Origin of the sequence: uncultured Tateyamaria sp. (genome assembly GCF_947496075.1) — a bacterium.
Taxonomy (GTDB): domain Bacteria; phylum Pseudomonadota; class Alphaproteobacteria; order Rhodobacterales; family Rhodobacteraceae; genus Tateyamaria.
The window spans coordinates 604,155-625,829 of record NZ_CANMBJ010000006.1 but is presented as its reverse complement, the minus strand read 5'-3'; the positions used below and the strand labels follow the sequence as shown (position 1 = coordinate 625,829).

Here is a 21,675-nt window from a genome sequence, read left to right as displayed (position 1 = left end):
TCATGCAAGAAATCTATGCCATCACGCTGTTTCTGTTTGTCCTGTTCCTGTTGTTGGGCAGCGGCGTCTGGGTCGGGCTTGCCCTGATGGGCGTCGCATGGGTGGGGATGGAACTGTTCACCACCCGCCCCGTCGGCGACACGATGATCACGACGATCTGGGCTTCATCGTCGAGTTGGACGCTGACGGCACTGCCACTCTTTATCTGGATGGGCGAAATCCTTTTCCGGACGCGATTGTCCGAAGACATGTTTCGCGGGCTGTCCCCTTGGCTAGCGCGGCTGCCGGGTGGGCTGGTGCACACCAATATCGTCGGCTGTACGGTCTTTGCCGCTGTCTCCGGATCGTCTGCGGCAACGCTGACCACGGTTGGCAAAATGTCGATCCCCGAACTGCGCGCGCGCGACTACCCGGAGCGTATCGTGATCGGCACGCTTGCAGGCGCGGCCACACTCGGGCTGATGATACCCCCCTCGCTAGCCTTGATCGTCTATGGCGTTACCGTGAATGAATCGATCACACAGCTGTTCTTTGCAGGCGTGTTTCCGGGCCTGTGCCTAGCCCTGATGTTCATGGGCTATGTGGCAATCTACTCCTACACATCCGGCGCTTGGAACCCGAAACAGGAAACCGGTATGTCGTTCAGGGACAAGCTGCGCAATTCCCGCTTCCTGATCCCTGTTCTGTGCCTGATCTTTATTGTCATCGGGTCGATGTATGCAGGTTACGCCACCGCAACCGAAGCAGCAGCCATCGGCGTGATCGGAGCGCTAGTTCTGGCAGCGAGCCAAGGGTCACTGAACTGGAACACGTTCACCGAAAGCCTGATGGGTGCCACCCGAACGTCTGCAATGATTGCCCTAATCCTTGCCGGGGCGGCCTTCCTGAAACTCGCCATGGGGTTCACCGGATTGCCCCGCGCACTCGCCGACGGGATCGCCACCATGGAGCTGTCACGTTTTGAGCTGCTGATGATCCTGATGGTATTTTACATCGTGCTGGGCATGTTCCTCGACGGCATCTCGTCGGTGGTGCTGACCATGGCCGTGGTCGAACCCATGGTGCGCGAGGCTGGGATTGACCTGATCTGGTTCGGTATCTTTGTCGTCGTGGTGGTCGAGATGGCGCAGATCACACCCCCCATCGGTTTTAATCTCTTTGTCTTGCAAGGGATGACTGAACACGAAATGGGCTACATCACGCGCGCCGCATTCCCGATGTTCATGATCATGGTCCTGATGTGCTTTGTCCTGATCTGGTTCCCAGACATCGCGATGTGGCTGCCCGAGACGATGAGACAGGCACCCTAAGAGGCATCGGCCTTGTACCAATGCGTCATTCATTGAGTGTCCAACTCTCGGGTCCAAGCGACAATGGTCAAGGGCTGATTTGTGCGACCAGACTGGCGGTCCCCAGGGTCAAAATGGCAAAACCGTGGGAACATGCCCAACCGGAACAAACCAGGCTATCCGCATTTCGAAAAGCCGCAGGACGCACACGTCATACAGCCTTCGATCATGCGCATCTCATAGCTGCCGCAACTTGAGCACGCTTTGCCACGCGGTGCATCAAGGCCAACCACCTCAGCCCGTGGATCCGATTTGAGGCCCATGCCCTCGCCCTCAATGAAACCGATCTGGATCATGTGCTGTTCGATCACGCCACCAATGGCGGCCAGAATCGATGGGATGTACTTCCCTTGCATCCACGCGCCGCCACGTGGGTCAAAGACTGCCTTCAGTTCTTCAACCACAAACGACACATCCCCGCCCCGCCGGAACACGGCCGAAATCATGCGGGTCAGGGCAACGGTCCAAGCGAAATGCTCCATGTTCTTGGAGTTGATGAATACCTCGAACGGGCGACGATGCCCGCCAATCACCAGATCGTTGATGGTGATGTAGAGCGCATGTTCGCTGTTGGGCCACTTGACCTTGTACGTGTTGCCCTCAAGCGCGTTGGGTCGGTCCAAAGGCTCGGCCATGTAGATCACATCACCATGAGGCTGCAGTGGTTCGGCATCGTTGTTGGCAAGCACCGATGCCTCGGCCGGTTTCTCCTCGGCCACCGTCAGCACCGAGCCAGTCACGGCGTTGGGGCGATATGTCGTGCACCCTTTGCACCCTGTATCCCACGCCTGCATGTAGACATCTTTGAAATCGTCAAAGCTGATGTCCTCGGGGCAGTTGATTGTCTTGGAAATTGACGAGTCGACCCACTTCTGCGCTGCCGCCTGCATCTTGACGTGATCGGCGGGCGCTAAAGTCTGTGCGTTGACGAAGTAGTCGGGCAGCTCGGCATCGCCAAATTTATCGCGCCACATTTGTACAGCGTAATCAACGACTTCTTCTTCGGTCCGCGAACCGTCCTTTTGCAGGACCTTGCGCGTGTAGGCGTAAGCAAAGACCGGTTCGATCCCCGACGACACGTTCCCGGCATACAGCGAGATGGTGCCCGTAGGCGCAATTGAAGTCAGAAGTGCGTTGCGGATGCCATGTTCGGCAATGGCGTCACGAACGTCAGCGTCCATCATTTGCATGGTGCCGCTTGCAAGGTAGCCTTCGGCATCGAACAGCGGGAAGGCGCCCTTTTCCTTCGCCAATTGCACCGACGCCAGATACGCGGCGCGGGCGATGGCTTTCAACCATTGCTCGGTCTGACGCGCCGCCTCGTCGGATCCATAGCGCAGGCCCAGCATCAACAGTGCGTCGGCAAGCCCGGTAACGCCAAGCCCGATGCGGCGTTTGGCTTGCGCCTCGCGCGCCTGAGCTTCGAGCGGGAAGCGGGAGGCATCGACCACATTGTCCATCATCCGCACCGCAGTGCCGACAAGGTTGGACAGCGCTGCCTCATCCAATTCAGCAGCCTCTTCAAAGGGTTGGCCAACCAAACGGGCAAGGTTGATCGACCCCAGAAGGCAAGCACCGTAGGGTGGCAGAGGTTGTTCCCCACAAGGGTTCGTCGCCGCGATGGTCTCGCAATAGTTCAGGTTGTTGGCGGCGTTTATGCGGTCGATGAAGATCACGCCGGGTTCGGCATAATCATAGGTCGACTTCATGATGCCGTCCCAGAGGTCGCGCGCTTCCAAGGTCTTGTAGACGGTGCCATCAAAAATCAGGTCCCAGGATCCGTCTGTCTTGACCGCTTCCATAAACGCGTCCGTCACCAGAACGGACACGTTGAACATGCGCAGGCGGGCGGCGTCGGACTTGGCTGTGATGAAATCCTCGATGTCAGGGTGGTCGCAGCGCATGGTCGCCATCATGGCGCCGCGGCGGCTGCCTGCGGACATGATGGTGCGGCACATGGCGTCCCAAACGTCCATAAAACTAAGGGGTCCGGAGGCATCTGCCGCCACGCCTTTGACCCCTGCCCCCTTGGGCCGGATGGTCGAGAAATCGTAGCCAATGCCGCCACCCTGCTGCATGGTCAGGGCCGCCTCTTTCAGCATGTCAAAGATGCCAGCCATGCTGTCGGGTATGGTGCCCATGACAAAACAGTTGAACAGGGTGACCGAACGCGCCGTCCCCGCTCCGGCGGTGATACGACCGGCGGGCAAAAACTTGAAATCTTCCAGGGCGTTATAGAACGTCTGCTCCCATGCTTCGGGGTCTTTTTCGACCTTGGCGAGATCACGAGCGATGCGCCGCCAACTGTCTTCGACCGTGGTGTCGATGGGCGTGCCATCGGCGTCCTTGAAGCGATACTTCATGTCCCAGATCTGTTCAGCGATCGGCGCAGCGAAACGTGTCATCAGAGCATCCCCATGGTGGCAGTCGAATCTATCGGTCGGCAGAAGATCACCAACGTAGCACACCCCAACAGATTGCAGAAGCGTGGATACACGCTACAATATAGAGTGTGGCTTGGGGACGACTCTGTGGATAAGTACATCAACCTGATCAAACTTTCTGTGGGCAGCGAATGCTATGAAAGTCTGGCGGCGTGGCAACAGACCAAGCGCGCGCAGACCGCCGATGGCTACCCGCGGCACGTGACCCGCATGTGGCCCAAGCGGCAGGCCGAAATCCTGAACGGTGGGTCGATCTTTTGGGTGGTCAAAGGCGTTTTGACCTGTCGTCAGCGCATCATCAGGCTGGACGAAGTGATTGGCAGCGACGGCATCCGCCGCTGTGCCATCGTGTCGGATCCGGAGCTGGTGCGGGTGCAATCAGCGTTGAAACGCCCCTTCCAGGGGTGGCGTTATCTGAAGCCCGAAGATGCCCCGCCGGACCTGCCGAAAGGCCGCGAGCGGGAGGAGCCGCTGCCGGTCGAACTGAACCGCGCGCTAGCCGAGATCGGGGTGCTTTAGGCTCAGAGGTTAATCGACCGTTCGGTGCGGTTTTTGGGCCGGATTTTCCGAAACTGCGCGTTTTACCGCATAAACCGCGATCTTTGCCCCGCTCCAAAACCGCGGATTTCGGCGCATTTCAGGCAAACTGCACATTTCGACGCGCAAATTGCGCATTTTACCGTCAGCGCACCCGTTCAGACACCGTTAACACTCTCCACCTGTTAACGTTTGCGCGGGCGCATTCACTGTTTGGAAAGAATTGGCGCCTAGTCGGCCCCCAACCTGTCCAGCAGCGTCGCCAGCACCGCGCGATCCGCATCCGTGACCTCAGCCACGCGCGACCGCCACAGCGTCGCCTGACTGGCGAGGATCAGACCGTCGCTGAGGATCTTGAGGTGGTTGGCGCGCAGCGTTTCGCCGGATGAGGTGATGTCGGCAATTGCCTCTGCCGTTTCATTCGCCACAGTGCCTTCGGTCGCGCCCTGGCTGTCCACGAGGGCATAGTCGGCCACGCCCGCCTCGCGCAGGAAATCCCGCACCAGCCGGTGATACTTCGTCGCGATGCGCAGGCGGAAGCCATGCGTCCCTCGGAAGGCCGCGGCAGCCGCATCAAGGTCGTCGGTCAGATCAACGTCGATCCAGCCCTGCGGCACGGCCAACACAAGGTCGGCGTGGCCAAAACCCATTTCGGCCATCGGTTCGACCTGCTGTTCCCACAGCGGCAGCTTTTCGTGGATCAGGTCGGTGCCCGTCACGCCAAGGTGGATGCGCCCTGCTGCAAGCTCACGCGGCGTTTCACCGGCTGACAGCAGCACAAGCGACACACCGTCGATCCCGTCAACGGCCCCTGCATATTCCCGGTCCGATCCTGTCCGGCTGAGCGTGATGCCACGCTTTTCAAACCACTGGAACGTTTTTTCCATCAGCCGACCCTTGGACGGCACACCAAGCTTGATCATGGCGTTGCCTCCAATTCGACCAGCAGACCCGGACGGATGACGGCCCCCACTGCCGGGATTTCCTGACCTGAGCCAAGGCGGCGGGTCAGCGCGTCATAGCGCCCGCCCGAGGCGATGGGCGGCAGATCAGGGCGCTGTTCGGCGTAGAAGCCGAACACGAAGCCGTCGTAATATTCCATGGAGGTGCGCCCGAAGCTGGCCTCGAATTCCAGGTTGTCCACGTCCACACCCCGCGCGCTGAGCGCCTCGGCCCGTGCGTCGACGCGTTTGACGGCGGGGCGGATGGCAGGCAAGTCGACGCACAACGTGTGCATCTGCGCCAGAGCGAAGGGAAGCGTTTCGCGCACGTTCAGGAGCGCGTCGAGGCTGTCCATCTGCGCGCCGGACAGGTGTGGCTCTGCCGCATCCGCGTGCAGGGCCGCGATGCGCGCATCGATTTCGGCCTGGCTGCGCAGACCAGTCAGCGGTGCGTCTGTCTGCGCCTCTCCGGCCAGCAGGGCCGCGCGCGTTTCTGGCACATCACTGCGTCCCGAAAACCGGTCGAGCAGCGCGCGGAACCGGCGCGGACGCCAGATGTGACGGCGCAAGGCCGCCTTGCGCCGCTCAGATGTGTCCAGCCCATCCACGGCCGCCATGAGCACGCCGATGTCGCCCGTGGCCGCCCGCAAGGACAAGGTGCTGATCGCGTCGGCGATCAGGGCGAACACCTCGGCATCTGCGGCTGCCGGATCGGTGCGGTCAAAGACCTCGTAGCCCACTTGCAGGAATTCATTGGCCCGGTCCGGGTCTTCCTCCTGCCTGCGAAACACCTCGCCCGCATAGGTGTAGCGTGCGGGTTCGGCGCCGTTTGACATGTGCATCTGGACCACCGGCACAGTGAAATCCGGGCGCAGCATCTGTTCCCCACGCAAGGCGTCAGAGGTCACATAGGCGCGCGCGCGGATATCCTCGCCATAGAGGTCCAGCAGCAGGTCGGCGGATTGCAAGATGGGCGGTTCCACGGCCTGTGCCCCCGCCGCGACAAAGCTGTCGCGCAGGGCATGGGCCCGCTGGCGTGCTTGCGTCATTGGTTCAGGATCTCCTGCACCTTGGCGAGCATCTGGTCGCGCGGCACTTCGAACTGGCTGGGGTTTCCGGCCCATTCTTCGTGCGTGGCCGTCTCGGCAATCTTGGCGCCCAGATAGAGGTCCTTGATCTGGACCACGCCGCGCACTTTCTCGTCCCCGCCTTCGATGATGGCGATGGGGGAGTTGCGCTTGTCCGCGTATTTGAGCTGGTTGCCGAAGTTTTTCGGGTTGCCCAGATAGACCTCGGCCCGGATGCCTGCGTTGCGCAGCTCGGCGACCATGGCCTGGTAGTCGGCCATGCGGGCGCGGTCCATCACGGTGACGACGACGGGCCCTTGTTCCGTGGTGCCGATGCGGTTGGTGGCGCGCAGTGCGGCCAACAGTCGGTCGACACCGATGGAGACGCCGGTGGCTGGGACTTCCTGCCCAGTGAAGCGTTTGACGAGGTCATCGTAGCGCCCCCCGCCTGCGACAGAGCCGAACTGGACCGTCTGGCCCTTTTCGTTCTGGACGTCGAAGGTGAGTTCCGCCTCGTAGACGGGACCGGTGTAGTAACCCAAGCCCCGAACGATAGAGGGGTCGATGGTGATGCGATCAGGGCCATAGCCTGCAGCGTCCAGGAGGGCGGCGATCTCTTCGAGTTCAGCGACGCCTTGGGCACCGATGTCAGAGCCTTGGACCAGTTCGCGCAGACGGGCAACGGTTTCCGTACCGGTGTCACGCTTGGCGTCCATAAAGCCCATGACGATGTCGGCTTCGCTGTCACCCAGCCCGGCACCTTTGGTGAAGTCCCCGCTGTCGTCCTTGCGACCTTCGCCCAGCAGCGCACGCACGCCGTCGGGGCCAAGCCTGTCTAGCTTGTCGATGGCGCGCAGGACGATGCCGCGTTCGGCCTCCTTGTCGTCACCGGCAAGCCCCGCGACTTCCATCACGCCGTTCAGCACCTTGCGGTTGTTGATGCGGATCACGTAGTCGCCGCGCCGGATCCCCACCGCTTCGAGCGTGTCGGAGAGCATCGCGCAAATCTCGGCATCCGCGGCCATGGAAGCCGTACCCACCGTATCCGCATCGCATTGATAAAACTGGCGAAACCGCCCAGGCCCCGGCTTTTCATTGCGCCAGACCGGGCCCATCGTGTAGCGGCGATAGGGGTTCGGCAGGTCGTTGCGGTGCTGGGCATAGACGCGAGCCAGCGGGGCCGTCATGTCGTAGCGCAGGGCCAGCCAGTCGCCGTCTTCTTCCTGCCAGGCAAACACGCCTTCATTCGGGCGGTCCACGTCGGGCAGGAACTTGCCCAACGCCTCGACCGTTTCCACGGCACTGGATTCGAGCGCATCAAAGCCATACCGATGATACACCCCGGCAATCGCCTGCAGCATCTCGGCCCGGTCAGAGATATCGGTGCCGAAATAATCGCGAAACCCCTTGGGCGTCTGGGCCTTGGGGCGGGGAGTTTTCTTGGGCTTGGCCATGGTGGTGCTCCATCTGGCGTTCGGGCGCGGGGATACCGCAGGCATGGGGGCTGGGCAAGCGGAGCCTGAGATGGCAGGAGGGAGAGATGGAAAAGCTGGAAGAACAGATCGCGCATTTGCAGCGCACGGTGGATGAGTTGTCGGAAGTCACGGCGCGGCAGGAGACGGAGATTGCCCTGCTGACCCGTCGCGTGCAGATGCTAATGGAGCGGGAAGCGCAGCGCGAAGCGGATGGCGGTGGCGGTGTGATCCTTGGCGACGAACGGCCGCCGCATTATTGACCCGATCGGCCCGGCCGAAAGCGACCCTTGGGGGAGGATTTTTTGAAACAGGGAAGCCGGACCCGTTCACCCGATATTAAGGTTAATGCACTTTGCTCACGGAGCACCGGGAGCAGGGATGCGAACCGGTGTAAACGGGGAAGGCCCTTGGTCCATTGTGATCAAGGGCTGGACTCCGACCGGATGACCTCTTGCCTCCGTCGTTATAGTGCAGGACCGTCCAGCACTTCCCTGTTTCAAAAAATCCTCCCCGAAGGGTCGAGTGGCCAGCAGCGCCGTGTTCAGGGTGTCTTGAGCGCCGTTGCCAGAACAGCACCGTCATGCAGCAGCATGTCCGCCCAGCGCGCGTTGTCGGTGAAGTTTTCGTAGGCGCTGATGAAGGTCGTGTTGCGCGACAGCCGGTCGATGCGCGTGCCGCATGGTTTGGTGCGGCCCACATTGCAGATGCGACGTTTCAGCGTCTCGTACGCTTTGTCCGTCGTGGAGTAGGGGTATTCGTCGGCCGGCAGACCGTAGCGCAACTGTTCGTGAAACGCGGGCTCGCCGAACAGGGCCAACGCTGCCGTGAACTGGCGGGGGCAGTTGTCTGAAAAGCCGGTCACGTAGAACGTCCGGGGACCGGTGCTGTCAGGGACCGTGTCATAGAGGGCGTAGCCACGCCCCTTGCCCGCCGCCTTGTCCACCAGCGTCGCAGTTTTTTTGGGATTGGCGGCGCAGGCACGGGCAATCTGGCCGAAAGGGACGGTCATGCCAGGGGCGACATCGATGATGTCCGCGCTGCCGGGTGCAAAGGCGCGTGGCCGACCAAAGAGGCCACGGCGCTTTTGCGGCTCTACCAGGTCCGGGCTCTGCGCAGCCGGGGCGTCTTCGGCCTTGGCAAGGATCGTTTCCGGGTCTTGTGGAGCAGCAGCCACTGGCACGACGTCTGCCTGGGCTTGCGTGTCGTTCTGCGCCGCACCGCGAAGCCAACCCAAAAGACCGCCGGACGTCCGGGGCGTTTGTGTGGCCTGTTCCTGCGGCGCAGTCTGTGCCTGTGCAGCGGCGACTGGTCCGGTTTCGGAAACGTCGGCGGTTGGCAGTGGACGTGCAGATTGTGCTGCACCTTCGGCCACATCCGTTTCCGTACCGTCCAGAAAATCGCCCAGAATGCTGCCCTCGCGCGCCAGTTCTTCCTCGGATGGGAGTGCGTTGTTGCCGGGTTCTGCGGGCAGCGTCGCCCCTTCGGACACGCGTTCGATTCCGCGCAAGGGATCGCCACAGGCGGCAAGCGCAAGCAGCATCACACATGCCATCGCAGATCGCATCACGCGCGGCTCCTCCCACAGATTTTGAACGTCCCGGCGATGTCATTAGCGGCAAGAGGGCGTCAGGTCCAGTCAGGCGGGCGGAGCGCCGCTTACATCTCCTGCACGTCGAGCACGCCTGAAAGGGACTTGATCGCTCCCTTGATCTGCGGCGTGACCGGGAATTCCGTGCCCAGGTCCATCTCGACCTCACCCGGCAGGCTGTCGTCCATGAGGCACACGGTGATGGGCCCGCGCCCTGCCCCCTTGGCCGCTGTCACCGCGCCTTCGAGCACGGTTGCGACCGACGCGAGAGCATTTGGCGCTTCGACAAAGATGCGCAGCCCCATGCCGCCCACATCGGCAACGACGGTGTCAATCGCGGCAACCGATCGGCCCAACAGTTTGAGTTGGTCGGATTCCATGGTCGCCTCGACCGTGACGATCACCTTTGCCCCTGTTTCGAGGTGGTCCTGTGCTTTCTCCAGACTTTCGGAGAACAGCGTGACCTCGAACGCACCCGTCGTGTCGGACATCTGGCAGAAGGCAAAGCGGTTGCCGCGGGCGGATTTGCGGATTTGCAGGCCCGATACAACGCCGGCCAGCTTGGCGACCAGCGGCTGGCTTTCGGCCTTGGCCGTCACTTCGTCCAGTGTGAGGATGCCCTTGCGTTTGAGTGGCCCCATGTAGTCGTCCAGCGGGTGGCCGGAGAGGTAGAAGCCGACTGCTTTGTGTTCTTCACCCAGCCGTTCCGAGGGCAGCCAGTCGTCCACCGGCATCAGCCGGGGTTCGGGCAGGTCATCGCCTGCTTCTCCGAAAAGCGAGACCTGGTTCGAGTTCTTCTGGTCATGGATGGCTGAGGAATAGGCACTGAGTGCATCAAGCGCATCGAAGACACGGCGGCGGTTGGGGTCAAGCTGGTCGAAGGCCCCGGCCCGCGCCAGCATTTCGAGGGGGCGCTTGCCGACCCGTTTCAGGTCCACGCGGCGGGCGAAGTCGAAGAGGTTGACGAAGGGTTTGTCTTTTCTCGCCTCCTGCACCAGCCGCATGGCCTCAACACCCACGTTTTTCAGCGCACCCAAAGCGTAGACCAGTGCGCCATCCACCACCTTGAACGTGGCATCGGAGCGGTTCACGCAAGGAGGCACCCAAGGCAGGTCGAGCCCTTTGCGCACCTCTTCGAAGTAGACCGCCAGCTTGTCCGTCAGGTGGATATCGCAGTTCATCACCCCGGCCATGAACTCGACCGGGTGGTTGGCCTTGAGCCACGCCGTCTGGTAGCTGACCACGGCATACGCTGCCGCATGGGATTTGTTGAAGCCGTAGTTGGCGAACTTGTCGAGGAGGTTCCAGACCTCCATCGCCTTGTCCTTGTCCACGCCGTTTTCTTTCGAGCCCGCCAGGAATTTCGGGCGTTCGGCGTCCATCGCTTCCTGAATCTTCTTACCCATCGCGCGGCGCAGCAGGTCGGCGCCGCCAAGGCTGTAGCCCGCCATTTCCTGCGCGATCTGCATCACCTGTTCCTGGTAGACAATGATGCCCTGGGTTTCGTCGAGGATATGATCGATGGAGGGGTGCAGCGTGTCGCGTTCGGAAAGCCCGTTCTTGACCTCGCAGAATTTCGGGATGTTCTCCATCGGGCCGGGGCGATAGAGGGCCACAAGCGCGATGATATCTTCGATGCAGTCCGGTTTCATCCGCTTGAGCGCGTCGATCATGCCCGAGCTTTCCACCTGGAACACGGCCACCGTCTTGCCTGCGGCATAAAGCTTGTAGGAAGGCTCGTCATCGAGGGGGATGCCGCCGATGTCATTCTCCATTCCCTCTGCAGGCGTGTAGAGTTCAGTCCCATCTGCGGCCACATGTAGGTTGCGGCCCGAGCCAAGGATTTGTTCGACTGCGTTCTGGATCACCGTCAGGGTCTTCAGGCCCAGAAAGTCGAATTTGACGAGACCCGCCTGTTCCACCCATTTCATGTTGAACTGGGTTGCAGGCATGTCCGAGCGCGGGTCTTGGTAAAGCGGCACCAGCGCATCTAATGGCCGGTCCCCGATCACAACGCCAGCGGCGTGGGTGGAGGCGTTTCTGAGCAGCCCTTCGACCTGCTGGCCGTATTCAAGAAGGCGGGCGACCACCTCTTCGTTCCGCGCTTCTTCGCGCAGTCGGGGTTCATCCGCGAGGGCCTTTTCGATGCTGACCGGTTTGACCCCTTCGACCGGGATCAGTTTCGACAGCCGGTCCACCTGGCCGTAGGGCATCTGTAGCACGCGCCCGATGTCGCGCACGGCGGCCTTGGACAGAAGTGCACCGAAGGTGATGATCTGGCCGACCTTGTCGCGGCCGTATTTCTCTTGCACGTAGCGGATCACTTCCTCGCGCCGGTCCATGCAGAAGTCGATGTCGAAGTCCGGCATGGAGACCCGTTCGGGGTTCAGGAACCGTTCGAACAGCAGGGCGTAGCGCAAGGGGTCGAGGTCGGTGACCGTGAGCGCGTAGGCCACAAGGCTGCCCGCACCGGACCCACGGCCGGGGCCAACCGGAATGTTCTGATCCTTGGCCCATTTGATGAAGTCCGCCACGATCAGGAAGTAGCCGGGAAAGCCCATGCCTTCGATGATGTCGAGTTCGAAATCGAGGCGTTTCTGGTATTCTTCCTCGCTGGTGGCATGCGGGATGACCTTGAGCCGCTCTTGCAGGCCCTCATTGGCTTGACGGCGCAACTCCTCCACCTCGTCATCCGCAAACTTTGGCAGGATCGGATCACGGCGATAGGCCATGAAGGCGCAGCGCTGCGCAATTTCAACCGTGTTTTCAATGGCCTCGGGCAGGTCCGCAAAGAGCGTCACCATTTCAGCCTGGCTTTTGAAATAGTGTTGGGCCGTCAGGCGGCGGCGTGGTTCCTGTTGGTCGACATAGGCCCCTTCGGCAATGCAGATCAGCGCGTCGTGGCTTTCGTACATGTCCGGTTTGGGGAAATAGACGTCATTGGTGGCGACCAGCGGCAGGTCCATGGCATAGGCCATTTCAATGAGTGGCCGTTCGGTCAGGCGTTCAGCTTCGGGCTGTCCGCCCTCGCCCGGGTGGCGCTGCAACTCGACATAGAGCCGGTCGCCAAAGATCTCTTTGAGCCGGTCCATCAGCGCCTGCGCGGCGGGCGTCTGTCCGGTTTGCAGCAGCATCCCGACGGGACCATCCGGCCCCCCGGTCAAACAAATCACATCATCAGCATGGCGCGCCAGTTCATCGACCGTGACATGGGGCAGTTCTGAGCCGTCGCGCAGATAGAGACACGAGTTCAGCTTCATCAGGTGTTCGTAGCCCGCCTCGGTCTGGGCCAGCAGCACCAGCGGTGCGGGGTCACGCGGACGTTCGCCGGGGCGCGGGGTCATGTATTGCAGATCGACCTGGCAGCCGATGATCGGTTGCACCCCTGCCCCAGCCATGCCCACCGAGAATTCGAGCGCCGCGAACATGTTGTTCGTGTCGGTCAGTGCGATGGCAGGCATACCCGCGTCACGCACCAGTCCGGGCAGCTTTTTCAGGCGCATGGCCCCTTCAAGCAGGGAGTATTCGGAATGGGTGCGCAGGTGGATGAATCGGGGGGCGTCAGTCATGGACCTACGATATGTCGTGGCGCGCCGCTGGGAAAGCCCCACAAGATGTTATCCACAGGTCAATAGATAGCTGAACAGCTAAGTATCTTGACACGAATCGCCTTGCGGCAATACTTAGCTATATGACTAACCAACTCGACAGCTTCTTCAGCGCCCTTGCCGACCCGACCCGCCGGGCGGTGGTGGAACAGCTGATCCAAGGCCCTGCCGCGGTCAGCGCATTGCATGACGGGCACGACATGGCGCTGCCGACCTTCCTGCGACACCTCAAGGTGCTGGAAGACAGCGGATTGGTCACAAGCACGAAAAAGGGGCGCGTCCGCACGGTCGAGATGCAACCCAAGGCCCTGCGCGCCGGGGCGGACTGGTTCGAGGCGCACAAATCGATGTGGGAGGGCCGCATTGATCGGCTTGCCCGCCTCGCCGACCACCTGGAAAGGACCCGGACATGACCACCGACACCGGACATTTTGAACTGACGCGCACATTTCCCCTCACTCCGGATCGCTTGTGGCACGTTTTGACGGATGCCGAGATGCGCGGGACATGGAATGCGCCGGGCGAAGGGATGGTGATGACACTCCAAACGTCGGATTTCAGGGTTGGTGGGCTTGAGACGCATCATAGCGGACCTGCCGGCGCACCGGAATTCACGGTCGACACGCGCTGGTACCGGATCGACGGACCACATGACGCGGCCTTTACCGAGACGGTGAACATGGGCGAAGGCGCCATTGCGACCACGCTGGTCACCTACCGCATCACTCCTGACGCTGCGGGTTCGAAACTGGATGTGGCGGTGGCCGTGTCATCCTTTGCCGGGCCGGATGCCGATGGTGAATTCAAGGCGGGCTGGGAAGCGGGGCTGGCCAATCTGGAGGCACTGGCCGCCAAGATGGTGGCCTGACAGGGCCGCACAGCTTGCCAATCCCTGTCTGCCTCGCCTAACCTGACGACCGACTGCCCGCCCTTTGGTCTACGCCGCATCGACCAAAAGGCCCAAAAAGGGCGTTGGTAACGCGGCAGGCACAAAACAATATGCGTACGACCTTTCTTCTGAACGGAAGCGAGATCACGGCCGACACGACCCCCACGACAACGCTGCTGGACTGGCTACGGGGACATCCCGGGCTGACAGGCACCAAGGAAGGCTGCAACGAAGGCGACTGCGGGGCCTGTTCGGTGATGGTCACGGATGTGGACGGGGCGCGGGCCCTGAACGCCTGCATCCTGTTCATGCCCCAGCTTGAAGGCAAAGCGGTGCGCACGGTCGAGGGGATCAGCGCGCCCGATGGCACCTTGCACCCCGTGCAACAGGCAATGATCGACCACCACGGGTCACAATGCGGATTCTGCACACCCGGTTTCATCACCACGATGGCCACGGCGCACCTGAACGGCGACACGGATCACGACACCGCCCTTGCTGGAAACCTGTGCCGCTGCACGGGCTACGCGCCCATCATCCGCGCAGCAGAGGCGGCTGAAACAGCGCCCGTTCCCGACCATGTAAAGGACATTCCCCTTCTTCTGGCCCAAAATACCTCGGGGGAGCCGCAGGCGGGGATCGCCATTGGAACGCCATTGGTCCGAGAGACAATGGCGATGCCCCCAACCACGCCCGAAGCCCTTGCGACGTGGCTGGATCAGAACCCCGGCGGCACGCTGATTGCCGGGGCCACGGATGTGGGTCTGTGGGTCACCAAGCAGTTCAGGGATCTTGGACCGGTTGCCTTTCTGAACCGCATTCCGGATCTGTCTGGCGTGACTGTCACCGAGGATGACATACGCATCGGAGCGGCCACAACCATGACCGATTTGCACAACGCCATTGCCCCCCGTCACCCGGGTTTTGCCGAGTTGATCCGCCGCTATGGGTCCGTGCAGGTGCGCAATGCAGCGACCATCGGCGGCAATGTCGCCAATGGCTCGCCCATCGGAGATGGCTCGCCCGCGCTGATCGCCTTGGACGCGACGCTGCATTTGCGGTCGGTGGACGGGGTGCGGACGCTGCCGATCGAGGATTTCTTCATCGACTATGGCAAGCAGGACCGGGCCGAGAACGAGTTTGTCGAGGCGATCACGATTCCACGGCAAGACGACGCCTTGCGCTGCTACAAACTATCGAAACGGTTTGATCAGGACATTTCGGCCGTATGCGGCTGTTTCTGGATCGAAGTTGTCAATGACGTCGTGACCGAGGTGCGCCTTGCTTTTGGCGGCATGGCTGGCACGCCCAAGCGGGCGGCACATGCCGAAACGGCGCTGCGCGGCCAGCCGTGGACCGATGCTGTCGTGGCCCGCGCCATGCAAGCCATGACCCGCGATTTCCAACCGCTCAGCGATATGCGCGCCTCTGCCGATTACCGGATGCAGACGGCGCAGAACATGTTGTTGCGGGCGTGGCTGGAGGATCAAGGGCAGGCCACCAATGTGCTGGAGGTGACGTCATGACTGTCGCAAAGCCCCTGCCCCATGACGCCGCCCATCTGCATGTGACCGGGGCGGCCCGCTATGTGGACGACACACCGACGCCTGTGGGCACGTTACACTTGGCCTTTGGCATGAGCGACGTCGCACATGGCCGGATTGCCGCGATGGACCTTGATGCCGTGCGGTCCGCGCCGGATGTGGTTGCTGTGCTTGTGGCCGAAGACCTGCCTTTTGCCAACGACGTCTCGCCCTCGGCCCATGATGAGCCGCTGCTGTCGGATGGGACGGTACACTACCTCGGCCAGCCATTGTTTCTGGTGGTTGCCCGCTCGCATCTGGCCGCCCGTCACGCGGCGCGTCTGGGCAACGTTGAGATCACCGAAGAAGCGCCTGTTCTGTCCATCGACGACGCGCTGAAGGCTGGCACCCGGTTCGAGGATGGCCCGCGCATCTATACCCGTGGCGATGCGACAACCGAACTGGGCGGGGCACAGCACCGCCTTACGGGGTCGTTCGAGATTGGCGGGCAGGAGCACTTTTACCTCGAAGGGCAGGCAGCACTTGCTCTGCCGGGTGAGGACGGGGACATGCATGTCATCTCGTCCACCCAGCACCCAACCGAGATCCAGCACAAGGTGGCTGATGCCATTGGCCGCCCCATGCATGCCGTCCGGGTCGAGACCCGTCGTATGGGAGGCGGCTTTGGCGGTAAGGAGAGCCAGGGCAATGCCTTGGCCGTGGCATGCGCCGTGGCGGCACGCGTAACCGGCAACCCTTGCAAGATGCGCTATGACCGCGACGACGACATGATGATCACCGGCAAGCGCCATGATTTCCGCATTGATTACGATGTTGGATTTGATGATGCGGGCCGCATCACGGCCCTGGATGTGCGCCAGTACGTGCGCTGTGGCTGGGCCATGGATCTGTCCCTGCCGGTGGCCGACCGGGCCATGCTGCATGCCGACAATACCTATTTCCTGCCCCACGTGCGGATCGAGAGCCATCGTTTGCGCACCAACACCCAGAGCGCCACGGCCTTTCGCGGCTTTGGCGGGCCACAGGGCATGTTGGGGATGGAGCGGATTGTCGATCATGTGGCGGGCCATCTGGATATTGATCCGCTGGCGGTGCGGGTTGTGAACTTTTATGCCTCCGGCGGTGGTATTTCCGGTCAGAAGAAACAGACGACGCCCTATGGTCAGGAGGTTGACGATTTCATTGGCGATGCGCTGGTGGCCCAGTTGCGGGAGACGTCGGATTATGAGGCCCGCCGGGCGGCTGTGGCGGACTGGAACGCGGCCAATCCGGTGTTGAAGAAGGGTATTGCGCTGACGCCTGTGAAGTTCGGCATCAGCTTTACCCTCACCCATCTGAACCAGGCAGGCGCCTTGGTCCATGTCTATGCCGACGGGTCCATTCACCTGAACCATGGCGGGACCGAGATGGGTCAGGGCCTGTTTCAGAAGGTGGCCCAAGTGGCCGCGAGTCGTTTTGGCGTGCCCTTGGACATGGTCAAGATCACCGCGACGGACACGGCAAAGGTGCCGAATACGTCGGCCACCGCCGCCTCCTCTGGCAGTGATCTGAACGGAATGGCGGTCAAGGCCGCTTGCGACACCATTCGGGATCGGATGTGCGAGCATCTGGCGCAGCTGCATCAGTGTCGCCCCGATGAGGTGGTCTTTGAGGACGGCCGGGTGCGCGCCGGATCGGGCGACTACAGCTTTGCCGAGGTGGCGGCCCTGACCTACGAGGCGCGTATCAGCCTGTCCTCCACCGGCTACTACAAGACGCCCGAGATCAAGTGGGACCGGATCAAGGGTCAAGGCCGCCCGTTTTTCTACTTTGCCTATGGGGCGGCGGTGACCGAAGTGGTGATCGACACGCTGACCGGGGAAAACCGTATTCTGCGTGCAGACATTCTGCATGATGCGGGTGCATCGCTGAACCCTGCCCTAGATATCGGGCAGGTTGAGGGGGGGTATGTGCAGGGCGCGGGTTGGCTGACGACAGAAGAGTTGGTCTGGGACGATCAGGGGCGTCTGCGGACCCATGCGCCGTCGACCTACAAGATCCCTGCCTGTTCGGACCGGCCCGATGTGTTCAACGTGGTCCTGTGGGAGGGCGAGAACCGGGCCGACACAATCTACAAGTCGAAGGCCGTTGGAGAGCCGCCCCTGATGCTGGGCATATCCGCCTTTCTGGCGTTGAGCGATGCGGCGGCGGCCTGTGGATCGCAATATCCTGACCTACAGGCTCCGGCCACGGCTGAGACGATTTTGAAGGCGGTGCACACCGCGCGTGGCGATGTTTGATCGGGCGGAACTGATTGCGGCCTGCAAGGCACATGCCCGCGTTGTGCGGGTGGTGATTGCGTCCGTGCAAGGGTCTGCCCCGCGCGAGGTGGGTGCGGCGATGCTGGTGTGGGACACGGGCCAATCCGGCACGATTGGCGGCGGGGTCCTTGAGTTTGAACTGGCTGCTGCCGCCCGCACGCTGACCAAGGATACGCGCAGTCGCCATGCCTTAGGGCCTGATCTGGGCCAGTGCTGTGGCGGGGCGGTCGAGGTGCTGAGCGAAGCCTATGATTTGGAACGTGCGCGTGCCCTGCCGGATGATCTTGTGGCGCGGGGGCCAGAGCCGATGCCGCTGTCGGTCAAACGCATGTTGAAGGCGGCGCGGAACCAGGGACAGTTGCCTGCAGCGCAGTTGAAGGACGGGTGGATGATCGAACCGGTGCGCACACCGGATCAGGATATCTGGATCTGGGGCGCGGGCCATGTCGGGCGCGCGTTGGTTGATATCTTGCAGCATATGCCCGGATACAGCCTGACCTGGGCGGATACAGAGGCCGAGCGGTTTCCGGATGCCGTGCCCGAGTGCGTCACGACCGTGCCTGCCACCGACCTGCCCGCCCTTGCCGCCCACGCGCCCCGCGGCGCGCATCACCTGATCCTGACCTATGCGCATGATATTGATCTGGGCCTGTGCCACGCGGCGCTGACGCGCGGCTTTGCCTCTTGCGGATTGATCGGGTCCGCCACCAAGTGGGCGCGGTTTCGCAAAAGGCTTGCCGCACTGGGACACGGCACGGATGAAATTGCGCGCATCACCTGCCCCATTGGCGATCCATCTTTGGGAAAGGACCCACATTTGATTGCGGTCGGGGTTGCCTATCGGCTAGCACAGTCCACGCAGACCATACCGCAACGACTGGAGACGCGTGCGTGACCCCACTTCTGTCCCTGACCGGCTTGACCAAGGCCTATCCCGGCGTGGTGGCAAATGATGACGTGTCGTTGTCCATCGCCCCCGGGGAAATCCATGCGTTGCTGGGGGAAAACGGGGCGGGCAAGTCAACGCTGGTCAAGATGATCTATGGGCTGGTCAAGCCCGATGCGGGCCAGATGCAGATGAATGGTGGCGATTTTGCCCCCACCGATCCACGTATGGCGCGGGCGGCGGGCGTGGGCATGGTGTTCCAGCACTTTTCGCTGTTTGACGCGCTGAGCGTGGCCGAGAACATTGCCCTTGGCATGGAGACACCACCGCCCATGCGCACGCTGGCGGCCCGTATCCGTGAGGTGTCCGAAACCTATGGCCTGCCGCTGTCCCCTGACCGTGTTGTCGGTGATCTGTCAGCGGGCGAGCGGCAGCGGGTCGAGATCATTCGGTGCCTGCTGCAGGACCCCAAGCTGTTGATCATGGACGAACCTACGTCCGTCCTGACCCCGCAGGAGGTCGAGATCCTGTTTGAAACCCTGCGCAAGCTGAGCGCGGAGGGCACGGCGATCCTGTATATCTCGCACAAGCTGGAGGAAATCCGCGCCCTGTGTGACGTCGCTACGATCCTGCGCGGCGGCAAAGTGGTGGGCGACTGCGTGCCGCGCGACACGTCGGCCCGCGCGATGGCCGAAATGATGGTGGGCAGCACGCTTGCCACGCCCAAGGCTGCCGCCCATGACGCCGGTGAGGTTTTGTTGTCGGTGACGGGCCTTTCGGTTGCATCGCCGTCTGCCTTTGGCATGTCCCTGCGGGGCATTTCCTTTGATGTGCGGGCGGGAGAAGTGCTGGGCATCGGCGGTGTCGCGGGCAACGGGCAGGATGAATTGCTTGCCGTTCTGTCAGGCGAACTGCCCTGCGGCGTCGGCATGGTGCAGTTCAAGGGCAGCGACCTGGCGAAGAACGGACCGGAAGCGCGGCGCGGTCTGGGTGTGCTGGCGGCCCCTGAAGAACGGTTGGGTCATGCCGCGGCGCCCAACATGTCACTGACCGAGAACGCGATGCTGACCGGGGCCGCCCGCGAAGGGTTGGTGCGGCGCGGGATGCTGAATTGGACCAAGACCCGCGATTTCGCCGAACGGATCATTGCGGGTTTTGACGTGCGCACGCCGGGGCCGGACAATGCGGCGCGGTCGCTGTCGGGTGGGAACCTGCAGAAATTCGTGATCGGCCGCGAGGTATTGCAGCGCCCCGAGGTGCTGGTGGTGAACCAGCCGACCTGGGGCGTGGATGCGGCGGCGGCGGCAGCGATCCGACAGGCCTTGCTTGATTTGGCGGCTGACGGGTCGGCCGTGGTTGCGATTTCGCAGGATCTGGATGAGTTGATGGAAATCTCGGACCGGTTTGCGGCCCTGAACGAAGGGCGGCTGAGTGATCCGCGTCCGACTGTGGGGCTGGATGTCGAGCAGATTGGCTTGATGCTGGGCGGCGCCCACGGGATGGAGGTTGCACATGTTTGAGACCAGCCCTCCGGGGGGGATTTTTTTGAAACAGGGAATGAGGACCGTCTTGGAAAGCCTCCAGTGGAGGGTTTCAGGTCCGAATGGGTGGAGCCCCGAGGTGTTCGACCTGCTGCCCTATTCCGGAGGACTGCGGGGATGATCCGGATCGAGGCGCGTCCGCAGCCATCTGCTGTTATGGCTTATGCCACGCCGGTGCTCGCGGTGGTGCTGACCATGATCTTTGGTGGGATCTTGTTTGCTGTTTTGGGCAAAGATCCGTTGCAGGCCATTGCAACGATTTTCTGGGAGCCGATCTTTGGCGAGTTTGCGTTCTTTTACCGGCCGCAACTGCTGATCAAGGGTGCGCCGCTGGTGCTGATTGCCATTGGGCTGGCCTTGGGGTTTCGAGCAGGCATCTGGAACATTGGGGCCGAGGGACAATACATTGTCGGGGCCATTTGCGGTGCCGGTGCCGGGTTGGCCTTTTTTCCGACAGAGAGTGTTTTGATCTTTCCTTTCATGGTGTTGGCCGGGGCCTTGGGTGGATGGGCGTGGGCGATGATCCCTGCTGTTTTGAAGGTGAAGTTTGGCACCAATGAGATTTTGGTGTCGCTGATGCTGGTCTATGTGGCCGAGCAGTTGTTGGCATCGATGTCGTTGGGATTGCTGAAAAATCCGGAGGGCTTTGGCTTTCCCGGTTCGCGGAACCTGCAACAGTATCCGTCTGCGCACAACGCCGAGATCATTGCGGGCACTGGCATGCATTGGGGTGTGGTTGCCGCGTTGATTGCCGTCATCTTTGCCTATGTTTTGCTGACACGGCACCGGTTGGGATTTGCCATTCGGGTGACGGGTGAGGCGCCACGGGCGGCCAAGTTTGGCGGGGTTAATCCGGGGCGGTTGGTGCTGTTCTGTCTTGGCATGTCCGGCCTTTTGGCGGGGCTTGCGGGGATGTTCGAAGTGGCGGGGCCATCGGGTCAGATCAGCATTGATTTCAATGTGGGTTACGGGTTTACGGCGATCATCGTGGCCTTTCTGGGTCGTTTGAACCCGCTGGGCATTGTGGCCGCGGGACTGCTGATGGCGTTGACATATATTGGCGGCGACATTGCCCAGTCGCAGCTGGGTCTGCCTGCGGCGGCGATCCAGGTGTTTCAGGGCATGCTGCTGTTCTTCCTTTTGGCGCTGGACGTGTTGACGAATTACCGCGTGCGGGTCGGCCGGGCAGAGGTAGCATGATGACAAGACAAACCTTGATACCCACGTGGCTGGGCCTCGTGATGGGCGCGATGATGCTGTTCATGCTACACCGGCAGATCATGTCGCCAGAACCGCTGGACCTGACGGCGCTGCTTGTCTTTGTTGGAGCGCACGCGGTGGCGGCTCTGGTCCTGCTTGCCGCGCCCTTTACTGCAAGTCCCCGGTTGCGCGCATGGTTGGCACGGGTGCACCGGCCAAGCCGTCAGCATGCGACGCTGATGCTGGGTGGCGCTGCACTGGGTGGCGCGATGCTCCACGTATTCTTGCATGGGTTCGGGCACTGAC

Annotated in this window: 17 protein-coding genes; 11 read left to right on the top strand and 6 right to left on the bottom strand. The window is 61.9% G+C overall.

Annotated elements, in window-relative coordinates:
• Nucleotides 1–2: 2 nt before the first annotated feature.
• Nucleotides 3–1,310, top strand: coding sequence for a TRAP transporter large permease subunit (locus Q1A51_RS21860; RefSeq protein ID WP_299602411.1), 1,308 nt, complete (start codon nucleotides 3–5; stop codon nucleotides 1,308–1,310).
• 155 nt (nucleotides 1,311–1,465) lie between these two features.
• On the opposite strand, the gene Q1A51_RS21855 is transcribed toward Q1A51_RS21860, so the two are convergent.
• A complete protein-coding gene (locus tag Q1A51_RS21855) occupies nucleotides 1,466–3,754 on the bottom strand; it encodes an adenosylcobalamin-dependent ribonucleoside-diphosphate reductase (RefSeq protein ID WP_299602409.1) in 2,289 nt (762 codons plus the stop codon).
• A 126-nt stretch (nucleotides 3,755–3,880) separates the two neighbouring features.
• Between Q1A51_RS21855 and Q1A51_RS21850 the strand changes: the two genes are divergently transcribed.
• Nucleotides 3,881–4,312 (top strand): DUF1489 domain-containing protein, encoded by a 432-nt coding sequence (locus tag Q1A51_RS21850; RefSeq protein WP_299602407.1) that lies wholly within the window; start codon nucleotides 3,881–3,883, stop codon nucleotides 4,310–4,312.
• 248 nt (nucleotides 4,313–4,560) lie between these two features.
• Here Q1A51_RS21850 and hisG read toward each other — a convergent pair whose 3' ends face one another.
• The 3 genes from hisG to hisS are packed head-to-tail and all read right to left on the bottom strand — an operon-like array spanning nucleotide 4,561 to nucleotide 7,792.
• Entirely contained in the window at nucleotides 4,561–5,253 is a 693-nt protein-coding gene (gene hisG, locus Q1A51_RS21845; RefSeq protein ID WP_299602405.1) for an ATP phosphoribosyltransferase, read from the bottom strand.
• Nucleotides 5,250–6,320 carry an ATP phosphoribosyltransferase regulatory subunit gene (locus Q1A51_RS21840; RefSeq protein WP_299602402.1) on the bottom strand — a complete coding sequence of 357 codons (1,071 nt, stop codon included), beginning with the start codon at nucleotides 6,318–6,320 and terminating at the stop codon, nucleotides 5,250–5,252. Before Q1A51_RS21840 ends, hisG begins: the two co-directional genes overlap by 4 nt.
• A complete protein-coding gene (gene hisS / locus Q1A51_RS21835) occupies nucleotides 6,317–7,792 on the bottom strand; it encodes a histidine--tRNA ligase (protein ID WP_299602399.1) in 1,476 nt (491 codons plus the stop codon). Before hisS ends, Q1A51_RS21840 begins: the two co-directional genes overlap by 4 nt.
• 86 nt (nucleotides 7,793–7,878) lie before the next feature.
• On the opposite strand from hisS, the gene Q1A51_RS21830 reads away from it, so the two are divergent.
• The gene (locus Q1A51_RS21830) at nucleotides 7,879–8,073 is read left to right on the top strand and encodes a SlyX family protein (RefSeq protein WP_299602397.1); all 195 of its coding nucleotides are present in this window, start codon (nucleotides 7,879–7,881) and stop codon (nucleotides 8,071–8,073) included.
• Nucleotides 8,074–8,354: 281 nt separating this feature from the next.
• Here Q1A51_RS21830 and Q1A51_RS21825 read toward each other — a convergent pair whose 3' ends face one another.
• Both Q1A51_RS21825 and dnaE read right to left on the bottom strand, forming a co-directional pair.
• On the bottom strand, nucleotides 8,355–9,380 hold the full coding sequence (locus tag Q1A51_RS21825; RefSeq protein ID WP_299602395.1) for a hypothetical protein: 1,026 nt from the start codon (nucleotides 9,378–9,380) through the stop codon (nucleotides 8,355–8,357).
• Nucleotides 9,381–9,469: 89 nt separating this feature from the next.
• The gene (dnaE, locus tag Q1A51_RS21820) at nucleotides 9,470–12,970 is read right to left on the bottom strand and encodes a DNA polymerase III subunit alpha (RefSeq protein WP_299602393.1); all 3,501 of its coding nucleotides are present in this window, start codon (nucleotides 12,968–12,970) and stop codon (nucleotides 9,470–9,472) included.
• Between the two features lie 122 nt (nucleotides 12,971–13,092).
• Here dnaE and Q1A51_RS21815 point away from each other — a divergent pair, with 122 nt between their 5' ends.
• The 8 genes from Q1A51_RS21815 to Q1A51_RS21780 all read left to right on the top strand — a co-directional run bounded on the left by Q1A51_RS21815 (nucleotide 13,093) and on the right by Q1A51_RS21780 (nucleotide 21,674).
• Nucleotides 13,093–13,422: a metalloregulator ArsR/SmtB family transcription factor gene (locus Q1A51_RS21815; protein WP_299602391.1), complete on the top strand. Its 330-nt coding sequence runs from the start codon at nucleotides 13,093–13,095 to the stop codon at nucleotides 13,420–13,422.
• Nucleotides 13,419–13,877: an SRPBCC domain-containing protein gene (locus tag Q1A51_RS21810; RefSeq protein ID WP_299602389.1), complete on the top strand. Its 459-nt coding sequence runs from the start codon at nucleotides 13,419–13,421 to the stop codon at nucleotides 13,875–13,877. The genes Q1A51_RS21815 and Q1A51_RS21810 overlap by 4 nt, the downstream gene beginning before the upstream one ends.
• Nucleotides 13,878–14,008: 131 nt before the next feature.
• Nucleotides 14,009–15,424, top strand: a complete 1,416-nt coding sequence (gene xdhA, locus Q1A51_RS21805; protein WP_299602387.1) for a xanthine dehydrogenase small subunit — start codon at nucleotides 14,009–14,011, stop codon at nucleotides 15,422–15,424.
• Entirely contained in the window at nucleotides 15,421–17,721 is a 2,301-nt protein-coding gene (xdhB, locus tag Q1A51_RS21800) for a xanthine dehydrogenase molybdopterin binding subunit (protein WP_299602385.1), read from the top strand. The genes xdhA and xdhB overlap by 4 nt, the downstream gene beginning before the upstream one ends.
• Nucleotides 17,714–18,637, top strand: coding sequence for a xanthine dehydrogenase accessory protein XdhC (xdhC, locus tag Q1A51_RS21795; RefSeq protein WP_299602383.1), 924 nt, complete (start codon nucleotides 17,714–17,716; stop codon nucleotides 18,635–18,637). Before xdhB ends, xdhC begins: the two co-directional genes overlap by 8 nt.
• On the top strand, nucleotides 18,634–20,148 hold the full coding sequence (locus Q1A51_RS21790; protein WP_299602381.1) for an ABC transporter ATP-binding protein: 1,515 nt from the start codon (nucleotides 18,634–18,636) through the stop codon (nucleotides 20,146–20,148). Before xdhC ends, Q1A51_RS21790 begins: the two co-directional genes overlap by 4 nt.
• A gap of 138 nt (nucleotides 20,149–20,286) precedes the next feature.
• Complete coding sequence (locus Q1A51_RS21785; RefSeq protein WP_299205279.1) at nucleotides 20,287–21,369, top strand: ABC transporter permease; 1,083 nt, start codon at nucleotides 20,287–20,289, stop codon at nucleotides 21,367–21,369.
• A complete protein-coding gene (locus Q1A51_RS21780) occupies nucleotides 21,369–21,674 on the top strand; it encodes a hypothetical protein (protein ID WP_299671516.1) in 306 nt (101 codons plus the stop codon). Before Q1A51_RS21785 ends, Q1A51_RS21780 begins: the two co-directional genes overlap by 1 nt.
• Nucleotide 21,675: the final 1 nt, after the last annotated feature.

Excerpts from the sequence above, each read along its gene's own strand:
- Q1A51_RS21840 (WP_299602402.1), bottom strand. The coding sequence starts at position 6,320 with ATGACGCAAGCACGCCAGCGGGCCCATGCCCTGCGCGACAGCTTTGTC.
- Q1A51_RS21785 (WP_299205279.1), top strand. The coding sequence starts at position 20,287 with ATGATCCGGATCGAGGCGCGTCCGCAGCCATCTGCTGTTATGGCTTAT.
- Q1A51_RS21855 (WP_299602409.1), bottom strand. The coding sequence starts at position 3,754 with ATGACACGTTTCGCTGCGCCGATCGCTGAACAGATCTGGGACATGAAG.
- dnaE (WP_299602393.1), bottom strand. The coding sequence starts at position 12,970 with ATGACTGACGCCCCCCGATTCATCCACCTGCGCACCCATTCCGAATAC.
- Q1A51_RS21815 (WP_299602391.1), top strand. The coding sequence starts at position 13,093 with ATGACTAACCAACTCGACAGCTTCTTCAGCGCCCTTGCCGACCCGACC.
- xdhA (WP_299602387.1), top strand. The coding sequence starts at position 14,009 with ATGCGTACGACCTTTCTTCTGAACGGAAGCGAGATCACGGCCGACACG.
- Q1A51_RS21860 (WP_299602411.1), top strand. The coding sequence starts at position 3 with ATGCAAGAAATCTATGCCATCACGCTGTTTCTGTTTGTCCTGTTCCTG.
- Q1A51_RS21830 (WP_299602397.1), top strand. The coding sequence starts at position 7,879 with ATGGAAAAGCTGGAAGAACAGATCGCGCATTTGCAGCGCACGGTGGAT.
- Q1A51_RS21810 (WP_299602389.1), top strand. The coding sequence starts at position 13,419 with ATGACCACCGACACCGGACATTTTGAACTGACGCGCACATTTCCCCTC.
- xdhC (WP_299602383.1), top strand. The coding sequence starts at position 17,714 with ATGTTTGATCGGGCGGAACTGATTGCGGCCTGCAAGGCACATGCCCGC.
- hisG (WP_299602405.1), bottom strand. The coding sequence starts at position 5,253 with ATGATCAAGCTTGGTGTGCCGTCCAAGGGTCGGCTGATGGAAAAAACG.
- xdhB (WP_299602385.1), top strand. The coding sequence starts at position 15,421 with ATGACTGTCGCAAAGCCCCTGCCCCATGACGCCGCCCATCTGCATGTG.
- hisS (WP_299602399.1), bottom strand. The coding sequence starts at position 7,792 with ATGGCCAAGCCCAAGAAAACTCCCCGCCCCAAGGCCCAGACGCCCAAG.
- Q1A51_RS21780 (WP_299671516.1), top strand. The coding sequence starts at position 21,369 with ATGACAAGACAAACCTTGATACCCACGTGGCTGGGCCTCGTGATGGGC.